Annotated in this window: 19 protein-coding genes and 1 pseudogene; 6 read left to right on the plus strand and 14 right to left on the minus strand. The window is 71.2% G+C overall.

Annotated features, from left to right (window positions below):
• Window positions 1-5 precede the first annotated feature (5 nt).
• From KVT44_RS05000 to KVT44_RS05015, 4 genes are all read right to left on the minus strand, one after another.
• Window positions 6-2,075: an IucA/IucC family siderophore biosynthesis protein gene (locus tag KVT44_RS05000; protein WP_308313911.1), complete on the minus strand. Its 2,070-nt coding sequence runs from the start codon at window positions 2,073-2,075 to the stop codon at window positions 6-8.
• 56 nt (window positions 2,076-2,131) lie between these two features.
• Entirely contained in the window at window positions 2,132-2,869 is a 738-nt protein-coding gene (locus KVT44_RS05005; RefSeq protein WP_099920302.1) for a GNAT family N-acetyltransferase, read from the minus strand.
• Window positions 2,870-2,978: 109 nt separating this feature from the next.
• Window positions 2,979-4,943 (minus strand): IucA/IucC family siderophore biosynthesis protein, encoded by a 1,965-nt coding sequence (locus KVT44_RS05010; RefSeq protein WP_217566218.1) that lies wholly within the window; start codon window positions 4,941-4,943, stop codon window positions 2,979-2,981.
• 247 nt (window positions 4,944-5,190) lie between these two features.
• Entirely contained in the window at window positions 5,191-6,609 is a 1,419-nt protein-coding gene (locus KVT44_RS05015; protein WP_217566270.1) for a diaminobutyrate--2-oxoglutarate transaminase family protein, read from the minus strand.
• A 400-nt stretch (window positions 6,610-7,009) separates the two neighbouring features.
• On the opposite strand from KVT44_RS05015, the gene KVT44_RS05020 reads away from it, so the two are divergent.
• Window positions 7,010-8,239: a serine protease gene (locus tag KVT44_RS05020; protein WP_099920304.1), complete on the plus strand. Its 1,230-nt coding sequence runs from the start codon at window positions 7,010-7,012 to the stop codon at window positions 8,237-8,239.
• A gap of 199 nt (window positions 8,240-8,438) precedes the next feature.
• Window positions 8,439-9,632, plus strand: coding sequence for a serine protease (locus KVT44_RS05025; protein ID WP_217566219.1), 1,194 nt, complete (start codon window positions 8,439-8,441; stop codon window positions 9,630-9,632).
• Window positions 9,633-9,786: 154 nt separating this feature from the next.
• Here the strand turns inward: KVT44_RS05025 and KVT44_RS05030 are convergent, their stop codons facing one another.
• Window positions 9,787-10,236 carry a MarR family winged helix-turn-helix transcriptional regulator gene (locus KVT44_RS05030; protein WP_217566220.1) on the minus strand — a complete coding sequence of 150 codons (450 nt, stop codon included), beginning with the start codon at window positions 10,234-10,236 and terminating at the stop codon, window positions 9,787-9,789.
• Window positions 10,237-10,290: 54 nt separating this feature from the next.
• On the opposite strand from KVT44_RS05030, the gene KVT44_RS05035 reads away from it, so the two are divergent.
• On the plus strand, window positions 10,291-11,160 hold the full coding sequence (locus tag KVT44_RS05035) for an NmrA/HSCARG family protein (protein WP_217566221.1): 870 nt from the start codon (window positions 10,291-10,293) through the stop codon (window positions 11,158-11,160).
• Window positions 11,161-11,187: 27 nt separating this feature from the next.
• Here KVT44_RS05035 and KVT44_RS05040 read toward each other — a convergent pair.
• From KVT44_RS05040 to miaA, 7 genes and pseudogenes are all read right to left on the minus strand, one after another.
• A pseudogene (locus KVT44_RS05040) lies at window positions 11,188-12,236 on the minus strand (IS30 family transposase).
• A gap of 92 nt (window positions 12,237-12,328) precedes the next feature.
• On the minus strand, window positions 12,329-13,825 hold the full coding sequence (hflX, locus tag KVT44_RS05045) for a GTPase HflX (protein WP_099920308.1): 1,497 nt from the start codon (window positions 13,823-13,825) through the stop codon (window positions 12,329-12,331).
• A gap of 214 nt (window positions 13,826-14,039) precedes the next feature.
• A complete protein-coding gene (locus KVT44_RS05050) occupies window positions 14,040-15,521 on the minus strand; it encodes a M1 family metallopeptidase (protein ID WP_217566222.1) in 1,482 nt (493 codons plus the stop codon).
• Between the two features lie 67 nt (window positions 15,522-15,588).
• A complete protein-coding gene (locus tag KVT44_RS05055; RefSeq protein ID WP_217566223.1) occupies window positions 15,589-17,901 on the minus strand; it encodes a bifunctional (p)ppGpp synthetase/guanosine-3',5'-bis(diphosphate) 3'-pyrophosphohydrolase in 2,313 nt (770 codons plus the stop codon).
• A gap of 236 nt (window positions 17,902-18,137) precedes the next feature.
• Window positions 18,138-19,007 carry a diaminopimelate epimerase gene (gene dapF / locus KVT44_RS05060; RefSeq protein WP_190172355.1) on the minus strand — a complete coding sequence of 290 codons (870 nt, stop codon included), beginning with the start codon at window positions 19,005-19,007 and terminating at the stop codon, window positions 18,138-18,140.
• Window positions 19,008-19,072: 65 nt separating this feature from the next.
• Entirely contained in the window at window positions 19,073-19,657 is a 585-nt protein-coding gene (locus tag KVT44_RS05065; protein ID WP_217566271.1) for a hypothetical protein, read from the minus strand.
• Window positions 19,658-19,765: 108 nt separating this feature from the next.
• The gene (gene miaA / locus KVT44_RS05070; RefSeq protein WP_217566224.1) at window positions 19,766-20,704 is read right to left on the minus strand and encodes a tRNA (adenosine(37)-N6)-dimethylallyltransferase MiaA; all 939 of its coding nucleotides are present in this window, start codon (window positions 20,702-20,704) and stop codon (window positions 19,766-19,768) included.
• 285 nt (window positions 20,705-20,989) lie between these two features.
• Between miaA and KVT44_RS05075 the strand changes: the two genes are divergently transcribed.
• On the plus strand, window positions 20,990-21,181 hold the full coding sequence (locus KVT44_RS05075) for a gliding motility protein (protein ID WP_308313912.1): 192 nt from the start codon (window positions 20,990-20,992) through the stop codon (window positions 21,179-21,181).
• A 24-nt stretch (window positions 21,182-21,205) separates the two neighbouring features.
• On the plus strand, window positions 21,206-21,469 hold the full coding sequence (locus KVT44_RS05080) for an antitoxin (RefSeq protein WP_217566225.1): 264 nt from the start codon (window positions 21,206-21,208) through the stop codon (window positions 21,467-21,469).
• 237 nt (window positions 21,470-21,706) lie between these two features.
• Here KVT44_RS05080 and KVT44_RS05085 read toward each other — a convergent pair whose 3' ends face one another.
• Window positions 21,707-22,426, minus strand: a complete 720-nt coding sequence (locus KVT44_RS05085; protein ID WP_217566226.1) for a class III extradiol dioxygenase subunit B-like domain-containing protein — start codon at window positions 22,424-22,426, stop codon at window positions 21,707-21,709.
• A 51-nt stretch (window positions 22,427-22,477) separates the two neighbouring features.
• Window positions 22,478-24,007 (minus strand): tRNA (N6-isopentenyl adenosine(37)-C2)-methylthiotransferase MiaB, encoded by a 1,530-nt coding sequence (gene miaB, locus KVT44_RS05090; protein ID WP_079089595.1) that lies wholly within the window; start codon window positions 24,005-24,007, stop codon window positions 22,478-22,480.
• Window positions 24,008-24,162: 155 nt separating this feature from the next.
• Between miaB and KVT44_RS05095 the strand changes: the two genes are divergently transcribed.
• A complete protein-coding gene (locus tag KVT44_RS05095) occupies window positions 24,163-26,118 on the plus strand; it encodes a serine/threonine-protein kinase (RefSeq protein WP_308313913.1) in 1,956 nt (651 codons plus the stop codon).
• Window positions 26,119-26,124: the final 6 nt, after the last annotated feature.

The raw sequence follows: 26,124 nt of genomic DNA on the forward strand, positions 1-26,124 counted from the left end.
GATGATCAAGGCCTGTGGAGGGGGTTCGGGACCGTGCCGTGCACCGCGGCGTGCGGGCGCTCGGGACGGTCGCGGTAGCCGTCGAGGTGCAGTCGGTTGCGGTTGAGGCACAGGCGCTCGATACGCGGAGTGAGCAGGTCGAACATCTCGTAGCGCTCCTTGAGCTCGGGAAAGCGCGCCTGGTGGCGGACGATCTCCGCCCGGACGAGCGCCCAGAACTCGGCCTCCGGAACGCCCAGTTGTTCCTCGCAGAGCGGTGCGAGATAGCGGAAGACCCCCACGAAGAGCCCGGAGTGGATGAACTGGGTCAGGAACGCCGGCGGCTCGGTCAGCAGTACGTTCCGTACGTCATCGGGCATGGTCGCGTGCTCGGGCAGGGGGTCCGCGCTCACGTTCACGTCGTCCACGAAGTCCTTCACCGCGAGGCGGACGGGGACGTCGTGGTCGTCGAAGACGACGATCGCGTTCTCTCCATGGGGGCTGAACACCGTGCCGTACCGATAGAGGAAGTGCAGCAGCGGCGGCAGGAGCGCGGCGAAGAGGCGGCGCAGCCAGACGTTGGGGGCGAGGCCCGAGCGGGCGACGAGCTCCGCGGTGAAGGCGCGGCCGTCCGGGTCGGTGTGCAGGAGCGCGGCCAGGGTGCGCGCGCGTTCACCGGGCGCCAGATGGCGCGAGACCGGCTCGCGCCAGATCGCGCCGAGCAACTCCTTGTACTGATAGGGCACTTCGGGGAGGGCGTCGTACACGGGGTGGTTCACCGTCACCGAGGCGACCTCGCCGAGCAGGATCACCCCGCAGGTGTCCCGCAAAAAGGGGTCGGCGTCTCTCAGGGCGTGCATCCAGGCGGTGACGGCGGGCGCCGCGAGCGTGCGTTCCGTCGGCAGGCCGCGCCAGACCAGGGTGTTGAGCACGGACAGCGGCAGTTTCACCGTGTGCCGGTCCGGGTGCGAGACGTTGAGGAACGTACGGATCGACTGCTGCGGGAGCCGCAGGTCGCCGTCGGAAGGCAGCGGCACGATCGCTCCCGCGGCTACGGAGGGCGCGAACAGCGGCAGCACGACGTCGTCCCACTGCCAGGGGTGCACGGGCAGATAGAGGTACGACTCCGGAGTGAGCCCACGCGCGCGTAGTACCCCCTCGAAGGACTCCCTCGTGGCGGGGGCGAGTTCGCGCGCGTAGAGCTGTTCGGCGGAGTGGAGGCTCGGGACGCCTCGGTAGGTGGCGAGCGTGGTGTGCACCGCGATCCAGGGAATCGGCGTCGCTCTGCGGGCCTCCGGCGCCCAGTCGGCGGCGTCCGTCGCGGAGAAGCCGAGGCGGCCCTTGTTCAGCACGATCCAGGGGTGGCCGGTCTGGTGGCCCTCCAGTTCGGCGTAGCCGAGGTCGGCGAGTTCGGCCGCCGTACGGGCGTCACGGTGGAGGCGGGCGTCCGCGGCGAGCGTCGTGCTCAGTTCACGGACCACGTGGCCGAGCGTCGCGCCGTCGATCTCCAGCGTGCCGCGGGCCCGGGTGAGAAAGCCGAGCGGGTCGGTGAAGGGGCACGGCTCCGCCCCCTCCTCGGTGAGGGTGAGCGAGGCGGGGTCGACGCGCCAGCTGTCGTACGAGGCGCGGCGGGCGCGGAAGGAGAGGCTGCCGCCGGCGTCGAGGCGCAGGGCGTAGGGGCGGAGGGTGTCGGTGTGCCTGGTGTTCTCGTGCCCGCTGTTCTCGTGCGGAGTGTCCTGGTACGGGGTGTCGTGGTGGGCGGAGGCGGGGCGTGGTGAGGGTCGCGAGGAGGCCGCTCCGGCGGAGGAATCGAGGCCGGTCGCCGGATTGTGCTCACCGCGGAGGGGGGCCACTTTTCCCTCCGCGCCCCGCCGAGCCTCCGAACCCGGCCCCGGCTCCGACCCCGAACCCGGCTCCGACCCCGGATCCAGATCGGACTCCGGTTCCGGTCTGACGATCTCCTCGTGGGCGAACTCGCCGATCATTTTCGCGAGCAGTCGGCGGCCGACCTGGTCCCATCGGTCTTTGCGCAGCTCGGGCGGGTCGTACAAGGCGGGCAGCTCTCCGGATGCCGGGGTGGCGGATGGATGCGGCACGGGGACTCCTTGACAGGGAACCGGATCGGAACGAGCGGTGCGGTGAGGGCAGGGCACTACAACAGATCGCGCAGGCTCCGGTCCCTGACCATGAGGGCTGCCCGTTTGCCGGGCAGGTCGACCTCGGCGGAGAACCGGAAGCCCGCGGTCAGGAAGGCGGAGACGGAGGGGGTGTTGCGGAGGTCGGGTTCCGCGACGACGCGGGCGCAGGCCGGGCGCTTGTCCAGTACGAGGTCGGCGACGGCGCGGAGCAGGGCGGAGCCGAGGCCTCGTCCGCGGTTGGCGACACCGCCGACGAGGAGGTGAAGGCCGGTGTCGTGCGGGCGGGCGGGATAGTGGCGGGCCAGGAGGTCGAGGTCCGCGCGGTAGATCTCCCAGTAGCTCATCGGGGTGCCGTCCAGCACGCCGAGGCAGGGCACACTGCGGCCGTCGCCGTCGAGCTGGCGGCACAGGTGTTCTTCCGCGACCGACTCGGGTCCTGCCAGCTCCCAGAACTCCGCGACGGCGGGGTCGTTCATCCAGCGGGAGACGAGCGGGAGATCACGCTCCACACGGACGGGGACCAGGTGGAAGGCGCCCACGGGAGTGGCGATCGGGCCCCAGCCACCGATGCGGTCGAGCAGGTCGTCTCCCCCGGCCGACTCGACCTCGGAGCCGAGGAGCGCGAGGAGCTCGTCGGGCAGGCGCAGGTCGAGGGTGTCCTCGTTGTCCGTGCCCGGCCCGGGGCCCGGGTCGGCGCCGAGGTCGGTGACGGGGGCGGTACCGGCGTCGGTGCTCGCATCGGTGGGAGGCACGGCGACGCTCCTCTCAGGAGACGGGGTGGGACATGTTCCTCAGGGCTGGCAGGGGGTCGGCGAGGGCGGCTTCGTCAGGAATGGCAGGGGGTCGGCGAGGGCGGCTTCGTCAGGAATGGAGCGGGTTGGCGAGGGTGACGTAGACGGACTGGGTGTCGACCGGGCCGACGAGTTCGTCGAGGCCGTGCAGCCGGGTCAGCAGGTTGGCCTTGCAGCGCAGGACGGGCGAGTCGAGAAGGTGGGCGGGCAGGGGCGTACGCAGTCGGGCCGGGCCGTAGGCCACGTCGGTGAGGAAGCGGCGGAAGGCGGCGAGCAGCAGTTGTTCGTCGGCGAGGTGCTGGGAGCCGAACGCGCCGATGAGGCCGAACACGTTGTTGATCGCCAGGTAGTAGGCGAAGCGTTCGTCGGTGACCTCGTCGGAGACGAAGGTGTCGCTGTGTTCGCCGATGCCGGGCAGCCGGGCGTCCAGCTCGGCGCGCCGGGACGCGCGGAAGTAGTAGCCCTGGTTGTCGCGGTAGCGGCCGCCCGTTGGCCAGCCCTCGGGGTCCAGCAGGAGCAGCGTGTTCTGCTGGTGTGCTTCCAGCGCGATCCCCGCCTCGCTGTCGAGCCAGAGCACGGGGCGTACGACGTGCTCGAGGTAGCGCAGGAACCACTCGGCGGCGACGGCGCCACGGGGCCTGCTGGTGCGTCCGGCGAGGCGGGTGACGATCTCGGCGAGCCGGGATCGCATCACGGGTCGGTCCTCGGATCCGCTGCGTGCGCCGGGTCGGGTGTGGGGCCGGGGAGAGACGAGCCCCGCGACACAGCCGGCGTCGTCGGTCGGCCCGAACGGGTTGTGGCGGATCATCACGTCGAGCCCGGCCAGGGGGGTGCCGTCCGGGGCGTTGACGGCGAGCCAGGCCGGGTCGCGGACGATGTCGAAGCCCGGATGGGCGGACTGCCACTGCTTGGACAGGCCGCCGCGCAGCAGACGGTGGACCTCCACACCACGGTGGAGCTCCTTGCGGAGGTTCTCACGGCGGGAGTTGGTGATGCGCAGGCCCAGCGACAGCTTCAGCATCGCTGGGGCGCCGGAGCGGTAGAGGGTGCGGACGGAGGAGGTCGGGTGCCAGGCGGAGCCGTGCGGGCCGAGGTCCCGGAGCAGTCCGGCGTCGAGCAGGGCCGCGGTCTCGGGTCGGTGCCGGACGTCGGCCAGCTGCCAGGGGTGCAGCGGCAGGGCGGCGTACCCGTCGGGCAGGGACAGCCCGGCTCCGGCCAGCCGCGCGGTGAGCTGCTGCGCGGGGACGGGCCGGCCGCGCTCCGTCCATGCCGAGTCGGCCGCCAGGACCGCGGGGGCGACCGCCATCCAGTGCAGCGGGAAGGAGCCGCGCAACTCGGGTGAGTACAGCCGAGCTTCGGCCTCGGAGAGCCCTTCCCGGCTCTTCGGGGTGGGGTGCCACGGGTGCCCCAGTACCAGTGCTTGTTCGGCTGCGAGGAAGAAGTCGGGGGTGTCGGCGGGCCGTTCCCTGCGGTCGTTGATGAACACGACGGTCCGCCGCACCGAGTCGGCGACACGGCCGACCAGGTCGGCACCGTCCCCGGCGGGGCCGGTTCCGGAAACGGGCGTCGCCGTCACCTCGGCCGTGCTCGTCGTCCCGTCGCCCGTCGCCGCCTGGCGCGCGAGCAGCGCCGCCACGGTGACTGCGTCGGCGGGCGGTGCTCCCTCGGGAGCGTCGGCGAGGTGCGGGAGGCCGAAGCGGTGCCAGCCGGTCGGGGACCAGTGGTGGACCGGCGTCAGGAGGGAGGTGCCGCTGGCCGGGAGGGGGATGCGGAGGGTGCCGTCGGTGGGGGCGGGCAGGTTGTTCTCCCGTACCCAGCAGCGCAACAGGTTCTCGACCGCCGCCGCCTGGCCCGCGGTGTGGGCGGCGGGGTGCTCCAGCAGGTCGGCGGTGGCGCCGCGCAGCCGCTCGGTCTCCCGGGCCCCTCCCTTCTGCCGGGGGACCGCGTCGGCTCCCAGAGCCGGCGGAGTCTGCGTGCCACAGGCCGCTCGCTCATGGGTGTCGGGACGGCCGTCGGGTGTGGGGGTGGCGTTCAAGAGAGTTCCTCGGGGTCGTTCAGGCTCGTGCGGCGACGAACCGGGGCGGTACTGGCGTGCGTGGGGCGTCGGGCGTCGGGCGTTGGGCGTTCCTGGTCGGTCCGGGTGGGCGGACGGTGGTCCGGGTCGAGTGGGGGGCAAGTGGGGTGGTCCGAGTGAGGTGGTCCGAGTGAGGTCTGCGTCGCGCCCGGGAGCGGGGGCCCGTCGAGGGGACCGCCGTACGGGCCGCCCGCGGCGGTCGCAGGTCCTATCCGGCGTACTCACCGGATGCGGAACCCCGACCGTGCCCGGCCGCCCCGCCCAGTCCCGCTCGCGCCGCCGCAGCCACCGTCGCCACCGCGTCCGCCAGTCGATCGAGCACCGCGGTCGCCTGTTCGTCGCTGATCGTCAAGGGCGGGAGGAGTCGCACCACGCTGGCGCGGCGCCCGCCCAGCTCCACGATCAGACCGCGGCGCAGGCACTCGCGCTGCACGGCGGCGGCGAGTTCGGGGGCGGCGGGCCGGGGGCCGTCGGTGGTGGTGTCCGGGGCTGTCTCGGGATCCACCAGCTCGACGCCGATCATCAGCCCGCGGCCCCGTACGTCACCGATGCACGGGAACTCCGCGGCGAGTACGCGGAGTTGAGTGAGCATGCGGGAGCCCAGGGTCGCCGCGCGCTCGGCCAGTCCGTTCTCGCGGACGTACGCGAGAGTCGCCGTGCCCGCGGCCATGGCCAGTTGGTTGCCGCGGAACGTGCCCGCGTGGGCGCCCGGTTGCCAGACGTCGAGGTCGTCGCGGTAGACGACGACGGCCAGCGGCAGACTGCCTCCGATGGCCTTGGACAGGACCATCACGTCCGGGGTGATCCCGCTGTGTTCCACGGCCCAGAAGGCACCGGTGCGCCCGACGCCGGTCTGGACCTCGTCCGCGATCAGGGGAATGGAGCGCGCCGCGGTGATCTCGCGCATCCGGCGCATCCAGTCGTCGGGCGCGGGAATCACCCCGCCCTCGCCCTGGACGGGTTCGAGGATCATGCCGGCGGGGCGTGGCACGCCGGACTTGGTGTCGTCGAGCAGGGACTCGGTCCAGCGCGCGGCGAGTTCGGCACCCCGCGCACCGCCGATGCCGAACGGGCAGCGGTAGTCCTGGGGGTAGGGCAGGCGCGCGACCCGTACCTCGGTCGCGCCCCCGGATGCTTCGAGCGCCCCCGCGGTCATCCCGTGATAGGCACCGGTGAACGCGAGCATTCCGGTGCGTCCGGTCGCCGCGCGCACCAGTTTGAACGCGGCCTCGACGGCGTCCGTCCCGGCGGGTCCGCAGAACTGCACCCGCGCGCGGGCGGCGAACTCCGGGGGCAGCGTGCGGAACAGCTCGGTGGTGAAGGCGTCCTTGACGGGTGTGGCCAGGTCGAGGACGTGTAGTGGCGCCCCGGAGTCGAGGACTTTTCTGATCGCTTCCAGGACCACCGGGTGGTTGTGTCCCAGGGCCAGGGTGCCCGCGCCGGAGAGACAGTCGAGGTAACGGCGCCCGTCCGCGCCCTCGATGGTCAGCCCCCGCGCCCGCACGGGGACGATCGGCAGGGCGCGCGCGTAGGTGCGGGCCGCCGACTCGCGCGCCGACTGACGCCGCAGAATCCCCTCGTGCGCCGCGCGCGCCCCCTCGGACACTCCGGGCACCGTCTCTCGCACTCTCTCGGCCGCCCCGGGCACACCGTCCGGCCCCTCTCGCCCCGCCCCGGACACGCCCTCCCGCGTCTCCTCGGGCTCGCGCCCCACCGGTACCACCGCAGACTCGGTCACGGCCACGACTTCAGGTCCTCCCGCTGTCCAGAGGCGAGTTGGCAGGGGGATCTGAGCGCAGGCGGCAGGTCCCCCGTACGTACCAACGACGCGACCGGCTCGGGGAAGCGGGTGAGTCGAAGATCCTTGCCGTGACGGAACCGTTGCCGTTCCGTGGGATGTCCCCCACAGCGAGCGCATAGTGTGTGGTGCCGTTCAGAGACACCGAGCGATGCACCTGTGTCCCGTACCGAGGGACTCCGATCGGCGGATCCTGACAGGTTCTCTTACGTCCAGGGGGAGTTACACCATGCGATCCATACGCCCGCCCTTCGCCGCTCGTCGAGGGAGGAGCGCGCGCCGCAGAACCTCCCCCGTACTGGCCGCCGTCGGCCTGACGGCGGCGCTGGCGCTGACCGCCACCGGCTGCGACTCGGGCGACAGCAACGCGAGCGGCCAGGCCGGTGCGTCGGCGTCCCAGAGCGCCGACGGCAAGATCAAGATCCCGGACGACATCAAGAACAAGCTCAAAGAGCACGGGATCGACATCGACAAGTGGAAGAACGGCGCCTGGAAGAACTGGAACAAGGACGACTGGCTGCGCGAGGCCAACGACTTCGTCAACCCCATCATCAAGGGGCTGTGGGACCCGGCCCGGATGCGCGGTGCAGACGACCCGGACAAGAACAAGGGCGTCGACGAGAACGACCTCTCCGGTGACCAGGGCGTCACCGACGCCACTCCGGCGCCCGTGGCGGCGAAGGCCGTGAGCGCCGCCTACCACGACAACGTGCCCGAGGCGGGCAAGGTGTTCTTCGACTCCCCCGAGGGCACGATGGTCTGCTCGGCGACCGTGGTCGAGGACCCCGCGCACCCGGGCAAGTCGAACCTCGTGTGGACCGCGGGCCACTGTGTGCACGCCGGCAAGAAGGGCGGCTGGTACCGCAACATCGCCTTCGTGCCCTCGTACAACAACGCCGGCAGGACGTCCGCCCAGCTGCAGAACGCCGCGCGGACGGAGGTCGCTCCGTACGGTGTCTGGTGGAGCGACTGGGCACAGACCTCGGACCAGTGGATCGCGCAGGGCGGCTCCACCGGCGGTCAGGGCGCGTCGTACGACTACGCGGTCCTGCATGTGACGCCGGAGAAGGGCAGCAACGGCAAGTCCCTCGAGGAGACGGTCGGTTCGGCGCTCCCGGTGAACTTCAACGCTCCGGCCGTACCCAAGGTCGCGAGCATCACGGCGACCGGTTACCCGGCGGCGGCGCCGTTCGACGGGCAGAAGCTGTACCAGTGCACCGACAGGCCCGGCCGTCTGTCGATCGCCAAGGCGGACCCGACGATGTACCGCATCGGGTGCACCATGACCGGTGGTTCCTCCGGCGGCGGCTGGGTGGCGACCGGGTCGGACGGCAAGCCCGCCCTGGTGTCCAACACCTCGATCGGCCCGGTCAGCGCGGGCTGGCTGGCGGGTCCGCACCTGGGTGCGGTCGCCAAGGGTGTGTACGACTCGGTGAGCAAGAAGTTCGCGAGCCAGTGAGACAAGGGGCCAGTGGGACCACGGGCCCGTGAGACGACGATGCGCAGGCCAGTGACCCGACGGGCCTGACAGGAATCGCACACGGGCCGCACGGGCGGCGGTGGGGTGGCGCACAGAAACCTTCACCACTCCACCGCCGTTCGTCCCCAATGGCCCGGGCATAGTGAGGTGTCAGCACTTCAACGGGGGTTACACCAGCATGCGTTCCGTACGTACGCCCGGCGCGCGCGGGCGCGGTCGGCGCCGCGTTCTCACCGCCACCGGCCTCGCCGCCGCCCTGGCGCTCAGCGCCACCGCCTGCAACTCGGGCGACGACCAGGCGAGCGGGTCCAGCGCCTCCTCGTCGCAGAACGGCGACGACAAGATCAGGATCCCGGACGCCGTCAAGAGCAAGCTCAAAGAACACGGCATCGACGTCGACCAGTGGAAGAACGGCGGCTGGAAGAACTGGGACAAGGACAAGTGGCTCAGTGAGGCCAAGGACTTCGTCAACCCGGTGATCGCGGGGCTGTGGAAGCCCGAGCGCATGAAGTCCGCCAAGGACCCGGACAAGACGATCTCGGCGAAGGACGCGGCGGCCGACCAGGGCGTCAGCGACCCGGATCCGGCGCCGGTCGAGGCCACGGCGGAGAAGACCCCGTACCACGACCACGCCGCCCCGGTCGGGAAGGTCTTCTTCGACTCCCCCGAGGGCTCGATGGTCTGCTCCGGGACCGTCGTCAAGGACGTCAACCACCCGGGCAAGTCCAACCTGGTGTGGACGGCGGGCCACTGTGTGCACGCAGGCGGCAAGGGCGGCTGGTACCGCAACATCGCCTTCGTGCCCGCGTACAACGACCAGGGCAGGTCCGAGTCCGAGCTGAGGAACGCCTCCGCCGCGCAGATCGCCCCGTACGGCGAGTGGTGGGCCGACTGGGCCTCCACCTCGAAGGAGTGGATCGCGGGTGGCGACGAGACGGGCGGCGCGGGCGCCCCGTACGACTACGCGCTCCTGCACGTGAAGCCGGCGCAGGGCTCGAAGTCCCTGGAGGAGACGGTCGGCAACGCGCTGGACGTGGACTTCTCGGCGCCCTCCGCCCGGGACGTCAGCACGATGGGCGCCTGGGGTTACCCGGCCGCGCCGCCGTACAACGGTCTGAAGATGTTCAAGTGCGTCGACCGGCCGGGGCGGCTGTCGCTGAGCCCGAGCCTGCCGACGATGTACCGCATCGGCTGCACGATGACCGGCGGTTCCTCCGGCGGCGGCTGGTTCCGGGTCGTCGGCGGCAGGACCGAGCTGGTCTCGAACACCTCGATCGGCCCGGCCGACAACACCTGGCTCGCGGGGCCGCAGCTCGGCGAGGGCGCGCAGGCGCTCTACGAGAACATGAGCAAGCGGTACGGCGGACAGTAGGCGCCGCGCTCACCCGGCCACGGCGAAGGCCCGCCCCCCGCGAGGGCGCTTTCTGGGGATCGTCGCAACACGTGGTCGTGTTGATCAGGCCGCGAGCAGTTGATGCAGGCGCTCGGCCGGGGTTTGCCGGCCGAGCGTTTTGTGTGGGCGGCCGTCATTCCTTGCCGCGCAGGCGGGCGATCTGTTGCCGGGAGAGTTCGACGGTGCGCCGCATGTGCCGGTACAGCAGGGCGCATTCGTCCTCGGTGTAGTCGGCGAACATCGCCCGCCATCCCTCGCCCAGCTCGGACCACAGTGCCGTGAGATCCCGCATCGCCTCCGGGACAGGCTCCACCCGAACTCGGCGGCGGTCGGTCTTGTCGCGGTGCCGGACCACGTAGCCGGCCTTCTCGAGACGGTCGACCAGCCGGGTCGCCGATCCGCTGGTCAGGCCGGTGAGTTCGGCGATCCGGCCGGTGGTGAACGGGCCGGGCTCGACGCTCAGCAGGTTGAGGCACTGGACGTCGGTGGGGTGCAGCTTGAGATGGTCCGCGACCGCCTGGTTGAACATGACGTACGAGGCCAGGTAGCGGCGGGACTCCTGCTGGAGATCGTCAATCAGCATGCACACCATCCTAAATATCTGCGTCACGCAGTAACTGCGTTGTACGGTAACCGCATGACGAAGGAATCCTACCGGCCCGTGGTGGCCGTCGCCGGAGCGACCGGCGCCCAAGGCGGCGCGGCCGCCCACTCGCTGCTCGATCAGGGCTTCCAGGTCCGGGCCCTGACCCGCACTCCCGACTCGGCCGCCGCCCACGCACTGAGGGTCCTCGGCGCCGAGGTGCGCGCGGCCGACTTCGACGACAGCAAGTCGCTGGAAGCCGCCCTGAAGGGCGCCGACGGATTGTTCGCGATGTCCACGCCATTCGGCTCGGACCCGGAGACCGAGGTCCGGCAGGGCATCGACCTGCTGGAGGCCGCCCGTGGTGTCGGGCACATCGTGTTCACCTCGGCCGCGCACGCCGACCGCGACACGGGCATTCCGCACTTCGACAGCAAGTACCGCATCGAGCGGCACCTGCGAGGGCTGGGTGTGCCGTGGACGATCCTCGGTCCGGCCGCGTTCATGGACAACTACACGGTCGAGTGGTCGCTCGAGGGCCTGCGCGAAGGCCGGTTCGTGCTGCCGATGCCGGCCGACCGGCCGCTGACGCTGATTCCCGCACGGGACATCGGCGCCTTCGCAGCCCATGCTCTTGCGCGGCCGCAGGAGTTCGCGGGCCGGCGCATCGACATCGCTTCCGACAAACTGACCTGCCTGGAGATCGCGGAAGCCCTGACCGGCGCGTGCGGCCGGCCGATCGTCTTCGAACGGCTACCGATCGCCCACGTCGAGGCGTTCTCGGCCGATCTCGCCGCGATGTTCCGCTACTTCACCGAGGTCGGCCTCGATGTGGACGTGGACGCGCTGCGGCGCGACTTCCCGGAGATCGGCTGGCAGCGCTTCGGCACCTGGGCGGCGAAGCGCACATGGCCGGTCAACTGAGTCCACGCGGTCAGCACATAGCCGGACTCAGGCCGCGAGCAGTTTATGCAGGCGCTCGGCCGGGGATTCCCAGCCGAGCGTTTTGCGTGGGCGGCCGTTGAGTTCGGCGACGACGGCGGCCAGGTGTGGACGGACAGGTCGGTGCTCTTGGGAACGTACTGCCGCAGCAGGCCATTCGTGTTCTCGTTCGAGCCGCGCTGCCAGGGGCTACCGGATCACAGAAGGAGACGGGGACGTCGGTGGCGATCGTGACCTCGCGGTGACGGCCCATCTCTGCCCTGGTCCCAGGTGAGAGAGCGTTTCAGGTGGGACGGCAGCGTCTGCACGGTCTCCACCAGCGCGTCGCGGACCAGCTCGGTGCCCCGGCCATTCGGCAGGTGCAGGAGCTTCACGTAGCGGGTGGCACGCTCGACAAGGGTGCCGATGGCGGAGGCGCCGTCCTTGCCGATGATCAGATCGCCCTCCCAGTGGCCGGGCACGGCCCGGTCCTCCGCCTCGGCCGGCCGTTCGCTGATCATCACCATCGGGTCGCGGAAGCGGGGCTGACGCCGCTGAGCCTGACGGCGGGGCTTGCGCCGCACGCGGCCCGTGCGCAGAGCTTGGGCCAGTTCGCGTCGCAGTTCACCGCGGCCCTGGACATAGAGGGCCTGGTAGACGGTCTCGTGGACCACGTGCATCTCCGGCCGCGCAGAGCCTGGCAGATCTGCTCCGGGCTCCACCGAAGGTCCAGGTGATTCTGGATGAGTCCCGCAGCTCGAGGTTCTGGCCGATCGTCCCCGGCTTCGGTCCGGGGTCGGCATGCATCAGCGCGGGCCTGAGCTGCGTGCGGGCGGTAATGCCACTGACCACGAGTCCCGACGGTCCGGTTGCGGCGTACCTCTCTGCTGATGGTCGAGGGACTGCGGCCCAGTTCAGCAGCTATCGCACGGATCGTGGCCTTCTCCCGCAGCCGGTCGGCGATGTAGATCCGGTCGTCCTCACGCAGGTACTGGGACACGCCAGAAGGCGGCACCGCCGGTCGAACCGGGTGTGCCGCCTTCTGCTACGGTCCGCGGCTCCCGAATCTTGAAGTCCATCGCATCCCCCGAACTGGGGTGTTGCAACGACCACTAGAACGGAAGGAAAGGGTGCGGGCCTTCGTACGTCGTCCTTGCGGAAAAGCGGGCGGCTAGAGCGCGACGGGCGCCGGAACGTACGGCGCGAGGTCGGCCGCCAGTTCCTCGTGCACCCGCACCTTGAGCAGGGTGCCCTCCGGGGTGTGCTCCTCGGAGATCACCTCGCCCTCGGAGTGGGAGCGCGCGACCAGCCTGCCGTGCGTGTACGGCACGAGCGCCTCGATCTCGACCGAGGGGCGGGGCAGCTCGTTGTCGATGAGCGCGAGCAGCTGGTCGATGTTCATCCCGGTGCGGGCCGAGACCGCGATGGAACGCTTCTCGATCCGCATCAGCCGCTGGAGGACCAGGGGGTCGGCCGCGTCCGCCTTGTTGATCACCACGATCTCGGGCACGTCGGTCGCGCCGACGTCGCGGATGACCTCGCGCACGGCGGCCAGCTGCTCCTCCGGCGCCGGGTGCGAGCCGTCCACCACGTGCAGGATCAGGTCGGAGTCGCCGACCTCCTCCATCGTGGAGCGGAACGCCTCGACGAGGTGGTGCGGCAGGTGGCGTACGAACCCGACCGTGTCGGCCAGGGTGTACAGCCGCCCGCTCGGGGTCTCGGCCCGGCGCACGGTCGGGTCGAGGGTCGCGAACAGCGCGTTCTCGACGAGCACGCCCGCGCCGGTGAGGCGGTTGAGCAGGGAGGACTTGCCCGCGTTGGTGTAGCCGGCGATGGCGACCGAGGGCACCTTGTTCCTGCGGCGCTCCTGGCGCTTGATCTCGCGGCCGGTCTTCATGTCCGCGATCTCCCGGCGCATCTTCGCCATCTTCTCGCGGATACGACGCCGGTCCGTCTCGATCTTGGTCTCACCGGGACCACGGGTGGCAAGGCCGCCGCCCTTGCCGCCGCCCATCTGACGGGACAGCGACTGACCCCAGCCGCGCAGCCTCGGCAGCATGTACTGCATCTGCGCGAGCGCGACCTGCGCCTTGCCCTCTCGGGACTTGGCGTGCTGGGCGAAGATGTCGAGGATCAGGGCCGTACGGTCGATGACCTTGACCTTGACGACGTCCTCGAGGTGGATCAGCTGGCCGGGGCTCAGCTCACCGTCGCAGATCACGGTGTCGGCGCCGGTCTCCAGGACGATGTCCCGCAGCTCGTTGGCCTTGCCGGATCCGATGTACGTGGCCGCGTCGGGCTTGTCCCGGCGCTGGACGACGCCGTCGAGCACGAGCGCGCCCGCGGTCTCCGCGAGGGCTGCCAGCTCGGCGAGCGAGTTGTCCGCGTCCTGAATGGTTCCCGTGGTCCACACACCGACGAGGACGACGCGCTCCAGACGGAGCTGTCGGTACTCGACTTCGGTGACGTCCTCGAGCTCGGTGGAGAGGCCCGCCACACGGCGCAGGGCCGCGCGCTCGGAGCGATCGAACTGTTCGCCGTCCCGCTCTCCGTCGATCTCGTGGCTCCAGGCGACGTCCTCTTCCATCAGGGCATCGGCCCGAAGACCTTCGGGGTAGTTCTGCGCGAGGCTCTGCGCGTCCTGGGAAGGGGAAGAAGAGGAGGTCATTGGATCCTTACGTCGATGGGGGCACCGATACGTCACTGGTGGTATCGATGGCGTCACTGGTGAAGCCTGTTCGGCGACGGACACCGCCCGTCACAAGGAAGAACGTCCGGGACCACCGGGAGATTCCCGGATTCCGCCGGGCCAACCCTCCGCGGGGCCGCGCCGCCGACCTGAGGATGGTCGCACGGCACGTCCCGTCTCGTCATCCGAGTTCTCAGGCGCCCTTGCGTGCCTTCGGGGCGTCGCTCTTCCAGTCCGGGTGCCCGGGCATCGGCGGCGTCTTCGTGCCGTAGAGCCAGGCGCGGAAGAACCCGCTCAGGTCGCGGTTCGCGAGGGCGGACGCGAGCCGCTCGAAGTCCGCGGTCGTGGCCGTGCCGTCCCGGTGGAGGGCGACCCAGGTGCGCTCCAGGCGCTCGAAGGTGGGGTGTCCGATCTCCTGGCGCAGCGCGTACAGGGCGAGCGCGGCCCCGTCGTAGACGCTCGGCCGGAAGATGCTGATCTTCTGTCCCGGGGCGGGTTCCTTGGGCGCCGCGGGCGGCCCTCCGGCGGCCCGCCAGGAGTCAGAGGCGCGGTAGGCCGCCTTCATACGGGTCTCCATGGGCTTGTCCGCCTTCTCCTCGGCGTACAGGGCCTCGTACCAGGTCGCGTGGCCTTCGTTGAGCCACAGGTCGGACCAGACGCGGGGGCTGACGCTGTCGCCGAACCACTGGTGCGACAGCTCGTGCACCATGATCGACTCGACGTACCACTTGGGCAGCGCGGGCTTCGTGAAGAGCTCGCTCTCGAAGAGGGAGAGTGTCTGTGTCTCCAGTTCGAAGCCGGTCTGCGCCTGGGCCATCAGCAACCCGTAGGTCTCGAAGGGGTACGGGCCGACCTTGCTCTCCATCCAGGCGATCTGGTCGGGCGTCTTCTTGAGCCACGGTTCGAGCAGCTCGCGGTCCTTGGTGGGCACGACGTCACGGACGGGCAGGCCGTGCGGACCCTCGCGGTGCAGCACGCTGGAGCGGCCGATGGACACCTGGGTGAGTTCCGTGGCCATGGGGTGCGTGGTGCGGTACGTCCACGTGGTGGACCTGCCGGCCCGGTCGACCCCGGTGGGCAGGCCGTTGGCCACGGCGGTGTACCCGTCGGGCGCGGTGACGTGGATGGTGAACATCGCCTTGTCCGAGGGGTGGTCGTTGCACGGGAAGACCATGTGCGCGGCGTCGGCCTGGTTGGCCATGGCGAGGCCGTCCTTCGTCCGCACCCAGCCGCCGTCCCCGTTCCCTGTGGTGACCGGATCGCTCGAGTGCCGCACGGTGATCCGCATCCAACCGCCCGCGGGCACCGGCTCCCTGGGCGTCACCACCAGATCCTCCCCGGCACTCGTGAACGTCGCCGGCGCGCCGTTGACCTCGACCGATTCCACCGTGCCGTGCGTGTAGTCCAGATTGACGCGCTCGAGCCGCTCGGACGTCACCGCGTCGATCGTGGTGACGGCCGCCAGCGGCTTGTCGTTGACGCCGGGGTAGGTGAAGGAGAGGTCGTACAACTTGACGTCGTACCCGGGATTGCCCAGGTGCGGGAAGAGGCGGTCACCGATACCGAGGGGCGTGGCCGGGGACGGGGCGCTCGCGGCGACGAGACAGACCGAGACGGCGGAGGCGAGGAGCGCCCCCTGGATACGACGGTTCCTGGTGCGGGGGGTGAGCAGCATGGACCACGGCTACCAGCGCGCACCCGCCCTGCGGCGACGACTCGCACCGGGCCCACCCGATCGGGTGCTACTGCGTGGCAGCCGCCGCGTGCTGCGCCCGGCTCACGTCGTACACGCCCGGCACGTTCCGCATCGCGCGCATCAGCCCGGGAAGGTGGGCCGCGTCCGGGAGTTGCAGCGTGTACGTGTGGCGTACGCGCTGCTGGCTGGGGGGTTCGACGGTCGCCGAGACGATCGCGACGCCCTCCAGGGCGATGGCTTCGGTGAGGTCGGCGAGCAGATGCGGGCGTCCGAAGGACTCGGCGACCAACGTGACCCGGCACTCGGTGGTGTCGCCCCAGCGCACTTCCACCTCCGCGCGCCCCGAGCTCTTCATGCGCGCCACTCCGGCGCACTCCACGCGGTGGACGGTCACCACTCCCCCGCGTACGGCGAAGCCGGTCACCTCGTCGGGCGGTACGGGCGTACAGCAGCCCGCGAGGCGTACGGAGGCGCCGGGCTGGTCGACGACGGCGTTCGCGGCGGCGGGGCGGGCGGCAGGGGCGTCGGTGTGGCGGGCGGCGGACGCGTCCGTGGGGCGGGCCGCGAGTGTCTCGGCGGACGGCTTGCGGGCCGCGGCCGGGGTCTCGGTGGTTTCCGGGGCTTCCCGGGCCGCCGGGTCCTCCGTGGCGACGGGTGAGGGGTGTGCGGACAGCCAGCGCTGGATGGCGATCCGCGCGGCGGGCGTGTGCGCGTGCTCCAGCCACTCTCTGGAGGGCTCCGAGGCAGGGTCCTGACCCATGAGGAGCTGCACGGTGTCGCCGTCCTTCAGGACCGTACTGAGCGTCGCCAGGCGGCCGTTGACGCGGGCGCCGATGCAGGCGTGCGCGTCCTCGCCGTAGTGCGCGTACGCGGCGTCCACACAACTGGCGCCCTCCGGAAGGCCCAACGAGCCGCCGTCGGCGCGGAAGACGGTGATCTCGCGGTCCTGGGCGAGGTCTTCGCGCAGCGTGGACCAGAACGTGTCCGGGTCCGGGGCGCCCTCCTGCCAGTCGAGGAGCCGGGAGAGCCAGCCGGGGCGGGTGGGGTCCACCCGCTCGCCGTCCACCGAGCGCCCGCCGACACCCGGCCGGCCCTCGGACTGCTCGTCCGACTGCTCCTCCGAAGGAGGAGCGTAGGGATTGCCGAGGGCGATGACCCCGGCCTCGGCGACCTTGTGCATCTGGTGGGTGCGGATGAGGACTTCGGCGATCTCGCCGTCGCCGCTCGCGACGGCCGTGTGCAGCGACTGGTACAGGTTGAACTTGGGGACCGCGATGAAGTCCTTGAACTCCGAGACGACCGGGGTGAGACAGGTGTGCAGTTCGCCGAGGACCCCGTAGCAGTCCGCGTCCTCGTTCACGAGCACCAGGAGACGTCCGAAGTCGGCGCCGCGCATGGGCCCGCGTTTGCGTGACACGCGATGCACGGAGACGAAGTGCCGTGGCCTGATGAGGACTTCGGCCGGGATCCCGGCCTCGCGCAGGACCGTGCGCACCTCCTCGGCGATCTCGGCGAGCGGGTCGCTCGCGCGCGAGGCGTTGTCGACGATCAGTTCCCTGGTGTGCTCGTACTCCTCGGGGTGCAGGATCGCGAAGACGAGGTCCTCCAGCTCGGTCTTGAGCGCCTGGACGCCGAGCCGTTCGGCGAGCGGGATCAGCACGTCCCTGGTGACCTTGGCGATGCGCGCCTGTTTCTCGGGGCGCATGACGCCGAGCGTGCGCATGTTGTGCAGCCGGTCGGCGAGTTTGATCGACATCACGCGGACGTCGTTGCCCGTGGCGACGAGCATCTTGCGGAACGTCTCGGGCTCGGCGGCCGCCCCGTAGTCCACCTTTTCCAGCTTGGTGACGCCGTCGACGAGATAACAGACCTCGTCGCCGAACTCCTCGCGTACCTGATCGAGCGTCACTTCCGTGTCCTCGACGGTGTCGTGGAGCAGGGAGGCGGTCAACGTCGTGGTCTCCGCGCCGAGTTCGGCGAGGATCAGGGTCACGGCGAGCGGGTGGGTGATGTACGGCTCACCGCTCTTGCGCATCTGGCCGCGGTGCGAGGACTCCGCCAGTACGTAGGCCCGGCGCAGCGGCTCCATGTTCGCGTCGGGGTGGTGCGCGCGATGTGCCTCGGCCACGTGACCGATCGCGTCGGGCAGCCGGTCGCGGGGCGTCGTGCCGAGCAGCGCGGCGCGGCCGAGGCGGCGCAGATCGATCCGAGGACGGCTCTTCCTGCGGTGCGATGGGGGTACCCCCTGCTCATGGGGGTCCCCCCGCTCGAGCGAAGTCGAGAGCGGGGGAGTGGCCGAGAGCTCGGGGGAGGGCGTGGCAGGGGCTGGCGTCGCGGGGTTCGTCGCCTCCGCACTCATGGGCACCTCCGGCTGCGTAGACCGGCGGACGGGGTGCCCCATGGCGTACACGGCTCAGGGGTTGGTCTCGATTCCCCCGTCCGGGCCGGTGCTTGATGCTACCGAGCCCACCACGCCCGGCTGACCGCCTCTCGCCGAGCGTGAAACGGATCACCCATTCGAGCGAAGGTTCAGGGGGTTTACGGACGCGAGGTTTTGGAAGGAACCGGGGTTACGACATCGCCCGGGACGTCCGTTCAGAACTGGACGGTGCCCAGCCACTCCGCGTCGAACTCGCCCTCGGCGACGATCACCGCGGGGCCGGTCATCTCGATCTCGCCGTCCGGGCGCTCGGTGATCACCAGGCGGCCGCCGGGCACGTCGACGGTGTACGTCGACGGAGTCCCCGTCACGGCCGGGTCGGCTCCGTCACGGCGGGCCGCCGCGACGGCCACGGCGCACGCGCCCGTACCGCACGACCGGGTCTCCCCGGAGCCGCGCTCGTGGACGCGCACGGCGACGTGCTGCGGCCCCCGGTCGACCACGAATTCGACGTTCACCCCGTCCGGGTAGGCCGCGGCCGGAGCGAACGGCGGCGGCGTGAACAGGTTGCCGGCGTGCGCGAGGTCGTCCACGAAGGCGACGGCGTGCGGGTTGCCCATGTTGACGTTGCGCGCGGGCCAGCTGCGCTCGCCGACGCTCACGGTGACGTCCCCTTCGGGGAGGACCGCCTTGCCCATGCCGACGGTGACGGCGCCGTCCTCGGCGAGGTGCACGCTCTTCACGCCCCCGCGCGTGGCGACCGCGATGTCTCCCTCGGCCACGTGTCCGGCACGCTGGAGGTAGCGCGCGAACACCCGCACTCCGTTGCCGCACATCTCGGCGACCGAGCCGTCGCCGTTGCGGTAGTCCATGAACCACTCCGCTTCGGCCGCCATCTCCTTGGCCTCGGGGTGCGCGGCGGACCGTACGACATGCAGCAGACCGTCGCCGCCGATGCCCGCGCGGCGGTCGCACAGGGCGGCCACGGCGGTCGGGGGCAGGTCGATGGCGTTCTCCGGGTCCGGGACGATCACGAAGTCGTTCTCGGTCCCGTGCCCCTTGAGGAAGGCGATCCGCGTGCTCATTCCTCGATCCTACGGGGTCGGTCCGACGCCCCGGTCCCGGCAGGAGACCCAGGTGAAGGCGGACCTCAGCGGAGGCGGGCGACGCGCCCGACGGCGAGTACCGCCACCGCCGCGACCACCACGACGTACGCGAGCACGACACGCCAGTCCAGACGGCGGCCGGTGCCCCGCGGCGGCAGGCCCGGCCAGACGTAGCCGACCCGGCGGGCGGCCATCATGCCCCAGCCCGCGGCGCACGAGCAGATCAGCAGGCCGAGCATGGCGACCACCGCACCGCCGTCACCGAACTCGAAGGCGAGCGGGAAGGCGAACATCAGGGAGCCCGTCGCGGCCAGGATCACGATCGGCGCGAGCTGCCAGATCCGCAGTCGACGCTGCGGGCGCAGCTCGACCTCGACCTCGGGCGGCACCATCTCGTCCGGTGCCGGCCCGTCGGCGCTCACACCGCCGGAAGGCTCGTCGGGCCCGTCGGAACTCAGCGGAGCACCGCCGCCACCGAGCCGCTCACCGTCGCCGCCCAGCAGGTCCCCGTCAGGGCCCGGTCGATCTCCGACGAAATCCTGACGTTCCAGCGGTTCCAGCCGTTTCTGCTGCTCCTGCGCGGTGTCGTGCTCCGCGTCCTGTGCGGTGTCGCGAGGGCCGGCCTCCATCGCCACGCGCCCTCCCAACTCGGACTCCACTTGGTCGATCGAAGCTCGATGATGGCACGGCGCCGAAGGCCCGGACGGCGGCCGGAGCGTCCCGATGCCATGACGTGATCAGGCTGTGACCGGTCGTTCGACCAACGCCAGCGCGAGCTGCGGGAGTTCTGTGAGATCCGCCGCAGCGCCGCTCAGCCAGTGCACCCGGGGATCGCGCCGGAACCAGGAGTCCTGACGCCGCGCGAAGCGTTTGGTGGCGCGTACGGTCTCGGCGCGCGCCTCGGCGTCGGTGCACTCCCCGGCGAGCGCCGCGAGCACCTGCTGGTACCCGAGCGCCCGCGATGCCGTACGCCCCTCACGCAGTCCGTGCGCCTCCAGCGCACGCACCTCGTCGACGAGCCCCGCCTCCCACATTCGGTCGACGCGGCGCGCGATGCGGTCGTCGAGCTCGGGGCGCGTGACGTCGACGCCGATCTGCAGGGTGTCGTAGACGGAATCATGGCCGGGGAGGTTGGCGGTGAAGGGCTTTCCGGTGATCTCGATGACCTCGAGGGCGCGGACGATACGGCGGCCGTTGCTGGGCAGGATCGCGTGCGCGGCCTCCGGATCGGCCGTGGCCAGACGCGCGTGCAGCGCTCCGGAGCCACGCAGCGTGAGCTCCTCCTCCAGCCGGGCCCGCACCTCGGGGTCGGTGCCGGGGAACTCCAGATTGTCGACGGCCCCACGGACGTACAGCCCGGAGCCGCCCACCAGGATCGGCCAGCGGCCGTCGGCGAGCAGCGCGTCGATGCGGGCGCGGGCGAGCCGCTGGTACTCGGCGACGCTGGCCGCGACGGTCACGTCCCAGATGTCCAGGAGGTGGTGCGGGATCCCGCCGCGTTCCTGCGGCGTCAGTTTGGCGGTACCGATGTCCATCCCTCGGTACAACTGCATGGAGTCGGAGTTGACGACCTCGCCGCCGAGCCGTTGGGCGAGGTAAACGCCCAGATCGGACTTTCCTGCGGCGGTCGGTCCTACGACGGCGATGACCCGGGGGGCGGGGGGTGCGCTACTCACCGCCCCAGTCTCGCAAACCTCGGGGCCTCTCCTCGAACGAGCTACGTGACGCCACGGGCCCGGGGTCGTTTCCTGTTGCGAGGTTCCAGCCGCCGGTTTTCGAGAGCCGGTGACCCGTGCGACGCAATGGGACGCACCGGGTGACGCGGAATTTCGCCCTCACGAGTAACGTATGGAGTGGATATGGGCGTTTTTGCACGACTTCTTGGAAGGTCGAAGACTACGGAGGAGGCGTCAACCGCCGCGGTGCAGGCCGACACACGAACGGCCGATACCGAGGCGGAGATGACGGAGGAGGCGAAGGGTTCGTCCGAGAAGTCCGAAGGCTCCGCGAGCCCGGGAGGCTCCGAGAGCGAAGGCGGGGCCGCGGCGACCGAGCCCGCGGAGGCCACCGCCAAGGATGACGTCGAGATCCCCCAGCAGCAGACCGCCGAAAAGGCCGCGGACAACGAGGCCGGCGAAAACGCCCGCACGTAACTGTCCCGCGAGGGAAGGTGGACCATGAGTCTCCTGGACAATTTGAAAGCCAAGCTGGCACCCGCCAAGGACAAGGTCTCGGACCTCGCGCAACAGCACGGGGACAAGGTCACGCACGGTCTCGACAAGGCCGCGAAGGTGGTCGACGAAAAGACCAAGGGCAAGTACAGCGACAAGATCCAGACGGGCACGGGCAAGGCCAAGGGCGCCATGGACCGACTCGCGCACAAGGGAACCGACGGCGCCACGCCGCCGCCGGACGTGCCCCCACCGCCTCCGACGCCCTGACGGGCACACATCTGCACATATCGGCACACATCGGCGGACGGCCGCGGAGCACATCGGGCTCCCGGCCGTCCGCCGTGTCCGGGCCGCCATGTCCGCGCCGTCGTGTCAAAGCCACCGTGTCCGCGCCACCGTGTCCAGCCGGCCGTATCGAGGCTCGGCTCTGTCGGCCGGCGGCCTTCTCGGGCGCAGCCCCAGGACCGCTAGGACCCCCAGGGCCCCCAGGACGTCAAGACCCCCCTAGGACCAGGCCGCCACCAGGTATCCCACCCCATACGGCGCGTCCTCGTACAGCAGGGCGCCGCCCAGGTCCGCGCCCTCGGCCGCGCCCGCGAGGACCTGCCAGGGGGCCCGCCCGGAGACCTTCAGTTCGTACGCCAGCTCGGCGTCCAGCGCCTTCAGGGCCGCCACGTCCGCCGCACCCAGCGCCCGCGCGACCTCCGCGTCGAAGCCCGCCGCGCGTTCGTCGAGATAGCCGGGTGCCTTGAGCGTCCGGCACGCGCTGGCGTCGCCCATCACCAGCAGGGCCACCCGGTCCGCCCGCGCGACGATCCCCGCCCCGGCCTGGACACAGCGCTCGACCTCGAGAGGTTCCCCCACCCCAAGGCCTTCGACGGGGGCGTCGGACCAGCCCGTGCGCTCCAGCAGCCAGGCGGCGACGGCGAGCGAGGGCGGAAGCGGACGCTCCGGTGCCCCGGCAAGCGACGCCCCTCCCCCGAGACGTACGTCGAGGTCCACACCGAACCCGCGGAACGAGCCCGGCGCCCCCTCCGGGAACGGCCCGCGCCCGCTCTCTTCGGCCGGCCCGACGACGACCAGCAGGTCGGGGCGCGAGGCTGCCAGCACCCCCAGAGCGTCCGTGCAGGCCGCGCGCGCGGCGGCCAGTTCCGGTGCCGCACCGGCGGCGACCTCGGGGACGAGCAGCGGCGGACAGGGGCAGACTGCGGCGGCTACAAGCATGATCGGCAGCGTAACCCCGCGCGGCCGGTCCAGGAGCCCCCTGTCCCGGGGTCAGTCGCAGCCGCACCCACTGCCGGTGGCGACGGGCAGGGGCTCCGGGGCACCGATCTTCGGCAGTCCCAGCATCACACCGGCGGGCTTCGGCGCCTCGGCCGCGTTGCGCTTCTCCCAGGCGTCCCCCGCGCGCGTGCGGCGCACGTCCAGGACGGCGCCCTCGGCGAGCAGGTGGTGCGGGGCGGCGTAGGTGACCTCGACGGTGACCACGTCACCGGGGCGTACTTCCTGGTCGGGCTTGGTGAAGTGGACCAGGCGGTTGTCGGGGGCACGGCCGGAGAGGCGGTGGGTGGCGCCGTCCTTGCGGCCCTCGCCCTCGGCGACCATCAGCTCCAGGGTGCGGCCGACCTGCTTCTTGTTCTCGTCCCAGGAGATCTGCTCCTGGAGGGCGACGAGACGCTCGTAGCGCGCCTGGACGACCTCCTTGGGGACCTGGTTCTCCATGGTGGCGGCCGGGGTGCCGGGGCGCTTGGAGTACTGGAACGTGAACGCCGCCGAGAAGCGGGCCTCCCGCGCCACGTGCATGGTCTGCTCGAAGTCCTCCTCGGTCTCGCCGGGGAAGCCCACGATGATGTCGGTGGTGATGGCGGCGTGCGGAATGGCGGCGCGCACCTTCTCGATGATCCCGAGGTAGCGGTCCTGCCGGTAGGACCGGCGCATCGCCTTCAGGACCGGGTCCGAACCGGACTGCAGCGGCATGTGCAGCTGCGGCATCACGTTCGGAGTCTCGGCCATGGCGGCGATGACGTCGTCGGTGAAGTCACGGGGGTGCGGGGAGGTGAACCGGACCCGCTCCAGGCCCTCGATCTGCCCGCAGGCCCGCAGCAGCTTGCTGAACGCCTCGCGGTCGCCGATGTCGCTGCCGTACGCGTTGACGTTCTGCCCGAGCAGGGTGATCTCGGAGACGCCCTCGCCGACCAGTGCCTCGATCTCGGCGAGGATGTCGCCGGTCCTGCGGTCCTTCTCCTTGCCGCGCAGCGCCGGGACGATGCAGAAGGTGCAGGTGTTGTTGCAGCCCACGGAGATGGAGACCCAGGCCGCGTACGCGCTCTCGCGGCGGGTCGGCAGCGTGGACGGGAACGCCTCCAGCGACTCGGCGATCTCGACCTGCGCCTCTTCCTGCACGCGGGCGCGCTCCAGGAGGACCGGCAGCTTGCCGATGTTGTGCGTACCGAAGACGACGTCCACCCAGGGCGCCTTCTTCACGATGGTGTCGCGGTCCTTCTGGGCCAGGCAGCCGCCGACGGCGATCTGCATCCCGGGGCGCTTCGTCTTCATCGGCGCGAGGCGGCCGAGGTTGCCGTACAGCCTGTTGTCGGCGTTCTCCCGGACGGCGCAGGTGTTGAAGACGACGACGTCCGCGTCACCGTCGGACCCTTCGGGCGCGCGCACGTAACCTGCGCCTTCGAGGAGCCCGGAGAGCCGTTCGGAGTCGTGGACGTTCATCTGGCACCCGTAGGTGCGCACCTCATAGGTCTTGGGTTCCTGAACGTCCACTGCCTGACTCCGGTCGCTGCTGCTGGTCATGCCTCCAAGGGTAGGCGGTTTCCGGAGAGCCCCCGTCCGAGGGTTTCGAGGAGCGGCCCGGGCCCGGCCACGAGGTCGGCGGCCGTCCCCACCGGGCCGAGGGGGCCCGTGATGCAATGGGGCACCACAGAACGGATCTCGGGGTGGAGTGGGGCGTGTTGAGCGACGGTGGGGCCGATGTGGAGAGTTTCCAGCCTCTGGAGGACGGCGATCCTCGGGTCGTCGGCGGCTACCGGCTGGTGGCACGGCTCGGGTCCGGGGGCATGGGACGGGTCTATCTCTCGCACACGCCGGGCGGGCGGGCCGTCGCGGTCAAGGTGATCCGGCCGGAGCTGGCCGAGAACGCCGAGTTCCGGAAGCGGTTCCAGGCCGAGGTGGCCGCCGCGAGCCGGGTGCACGGGCTCTACACGGCTCCGGTCGTCGACAGCGACACCGGGGGGTCGATGCCGTGGTGCGCGACCGCCTATGTGCCGGGGCCTTCCCTCGCCGACGCGGTACGCGATCACGGGCCGCTGCCCCTCGATACCGTGCTGCGGCTGATCGCCGGTGTCGCGGAGGCCCTGCAGGCGGTGCACCGCGAGGGCATCGTGCACCGGGACCTCAAACCGTCGAACGTGCTGCTCGCCGCCGACGGCCCGCGGGTCATCGACTTCGGTGTCGCGCGGGCCGCGGACGCCACGTCGGTGACGATGAGCGGCACGGCCCTCGGAACCGTCGCCTACATGGCGCCGGAGCAGGTGCTCGGCGGGGATGCCATGCCGTCGGCCGACGTGTTCGCGCTGGGGCAGACCGCGGTGTTCGCGGCGACGGGCGGCGCCGCCTTCGGGGACGGGGATCCGCACGCGGTGCTCTACCGGGTGGTCCACGAGGAGCCCGATCTCAGCCGCGTGCCGGTGGAGATACGGGAGCTGGTGGCACGGTGTCTGCGCAAGCCCGCCGCCGAGCGGCCTTCCGTCGAGGAGGTCATACGCTCCGTCCAGACGATCCAGGCTGATCTCGGTGCCGAAGCGCGGTCCGCGTCCGGGGCGTGGCTGTCGGGTGAGCTGGCGGCGGGTATCGCGGCTCGGGCCGAAGGCGCCGATCGGGCCCGGGTGGAGGCGGTTGCGGACGCTCACGCTTCGCAGACCTCCGGGGCTTCGGGTGCTTCGGGGGCTTCGGGGGCTTTCGGACCCGCTGGATCCGGCGCCTTCGGTCCCAGCGGTCCCGCCGGTCCCAGCGGTCCCGGCGGTCCCGGCGTTTTCGGGCCTCCGATGGCCTACTCCCCCACCGCGCCGTCCCATGCCGCGCTGCCCGGACCCTTCGTGATGGGGCCAGGGGCCGCGCCGGGTCCGTACGCTCCGCACCCCTGGCAGCAGCCGCAGGAGCCGGACGCCGCACAGACCTCCTCGATGGGCACGGGCGGCAAGGGCCGCAAGGCCCGGGGCTGGGTATGGGCGGCGGCCGCGGTCGTGCTCGTCGCCGGTGGGGCGGCCGCCGCGCTGCTGCTCGTCCCCGGGGACGGCGACAAGAACGACAGCCGGGCACAGGACGTCGCCGCGTCGCAGTCGGCCACGTCCGCCGAGGCTTCGCCGTCGGCGTCCGGCTCCCCGTCACCCCGGGCCTCGAAGAAGCCCAAGACGGCCAAGTCCGCTCAGCCGCCCAGCCCTTCGGGGCCCCCGACGCCCACGCGGACCGCCACCTCGGCTCCCCCGACCGCCGCGTCCAGCAAACCCGCGGCCCCGACGGCCCCCGTTCCGGTGACGTACTCCGGGATCCGGATGACCGCGAGCCACGACCTGTACCTCGCGGACACTCCGGTGCGGTCCAAGGCGGACACCGGGACCTCCGACGAGGATCTGACGTACGCCGTCTACTCCTCGGGGGCGGTCCTCGCCCCCGGCACCGACTCCGGCAGCTCCCTCGCCCTGCTGCCCGTGGGGCGGCAGGGAAGCCTGGACGCGTGCAAGGCGGCGACCGGCTACAAGAGCTACATCTGGGTCAAGGACCTCAGCGTCGGCCAGCAGATGTGCGTGGTCAGCGGGACGGGGCACGTGGGGCTCGTGACGTATCGGGGTTCGTCCGGGACGACGTACGCCACCTTGGACGTGAAGGTCTGGCGCAACGCGGCCTAGGAACAG

Origin of the sequence: Streptomyces sp. GbtcB7 (assembly GCF_019091445.1) — a bacterium.
GTDB classification, from domain to species: domain Bacteria; phylum Actinomycetota; class Actinomycetes; order Streptomycetales; family Streptomycetaceae; genus Streptomyces; species Streptomyces mirabilis.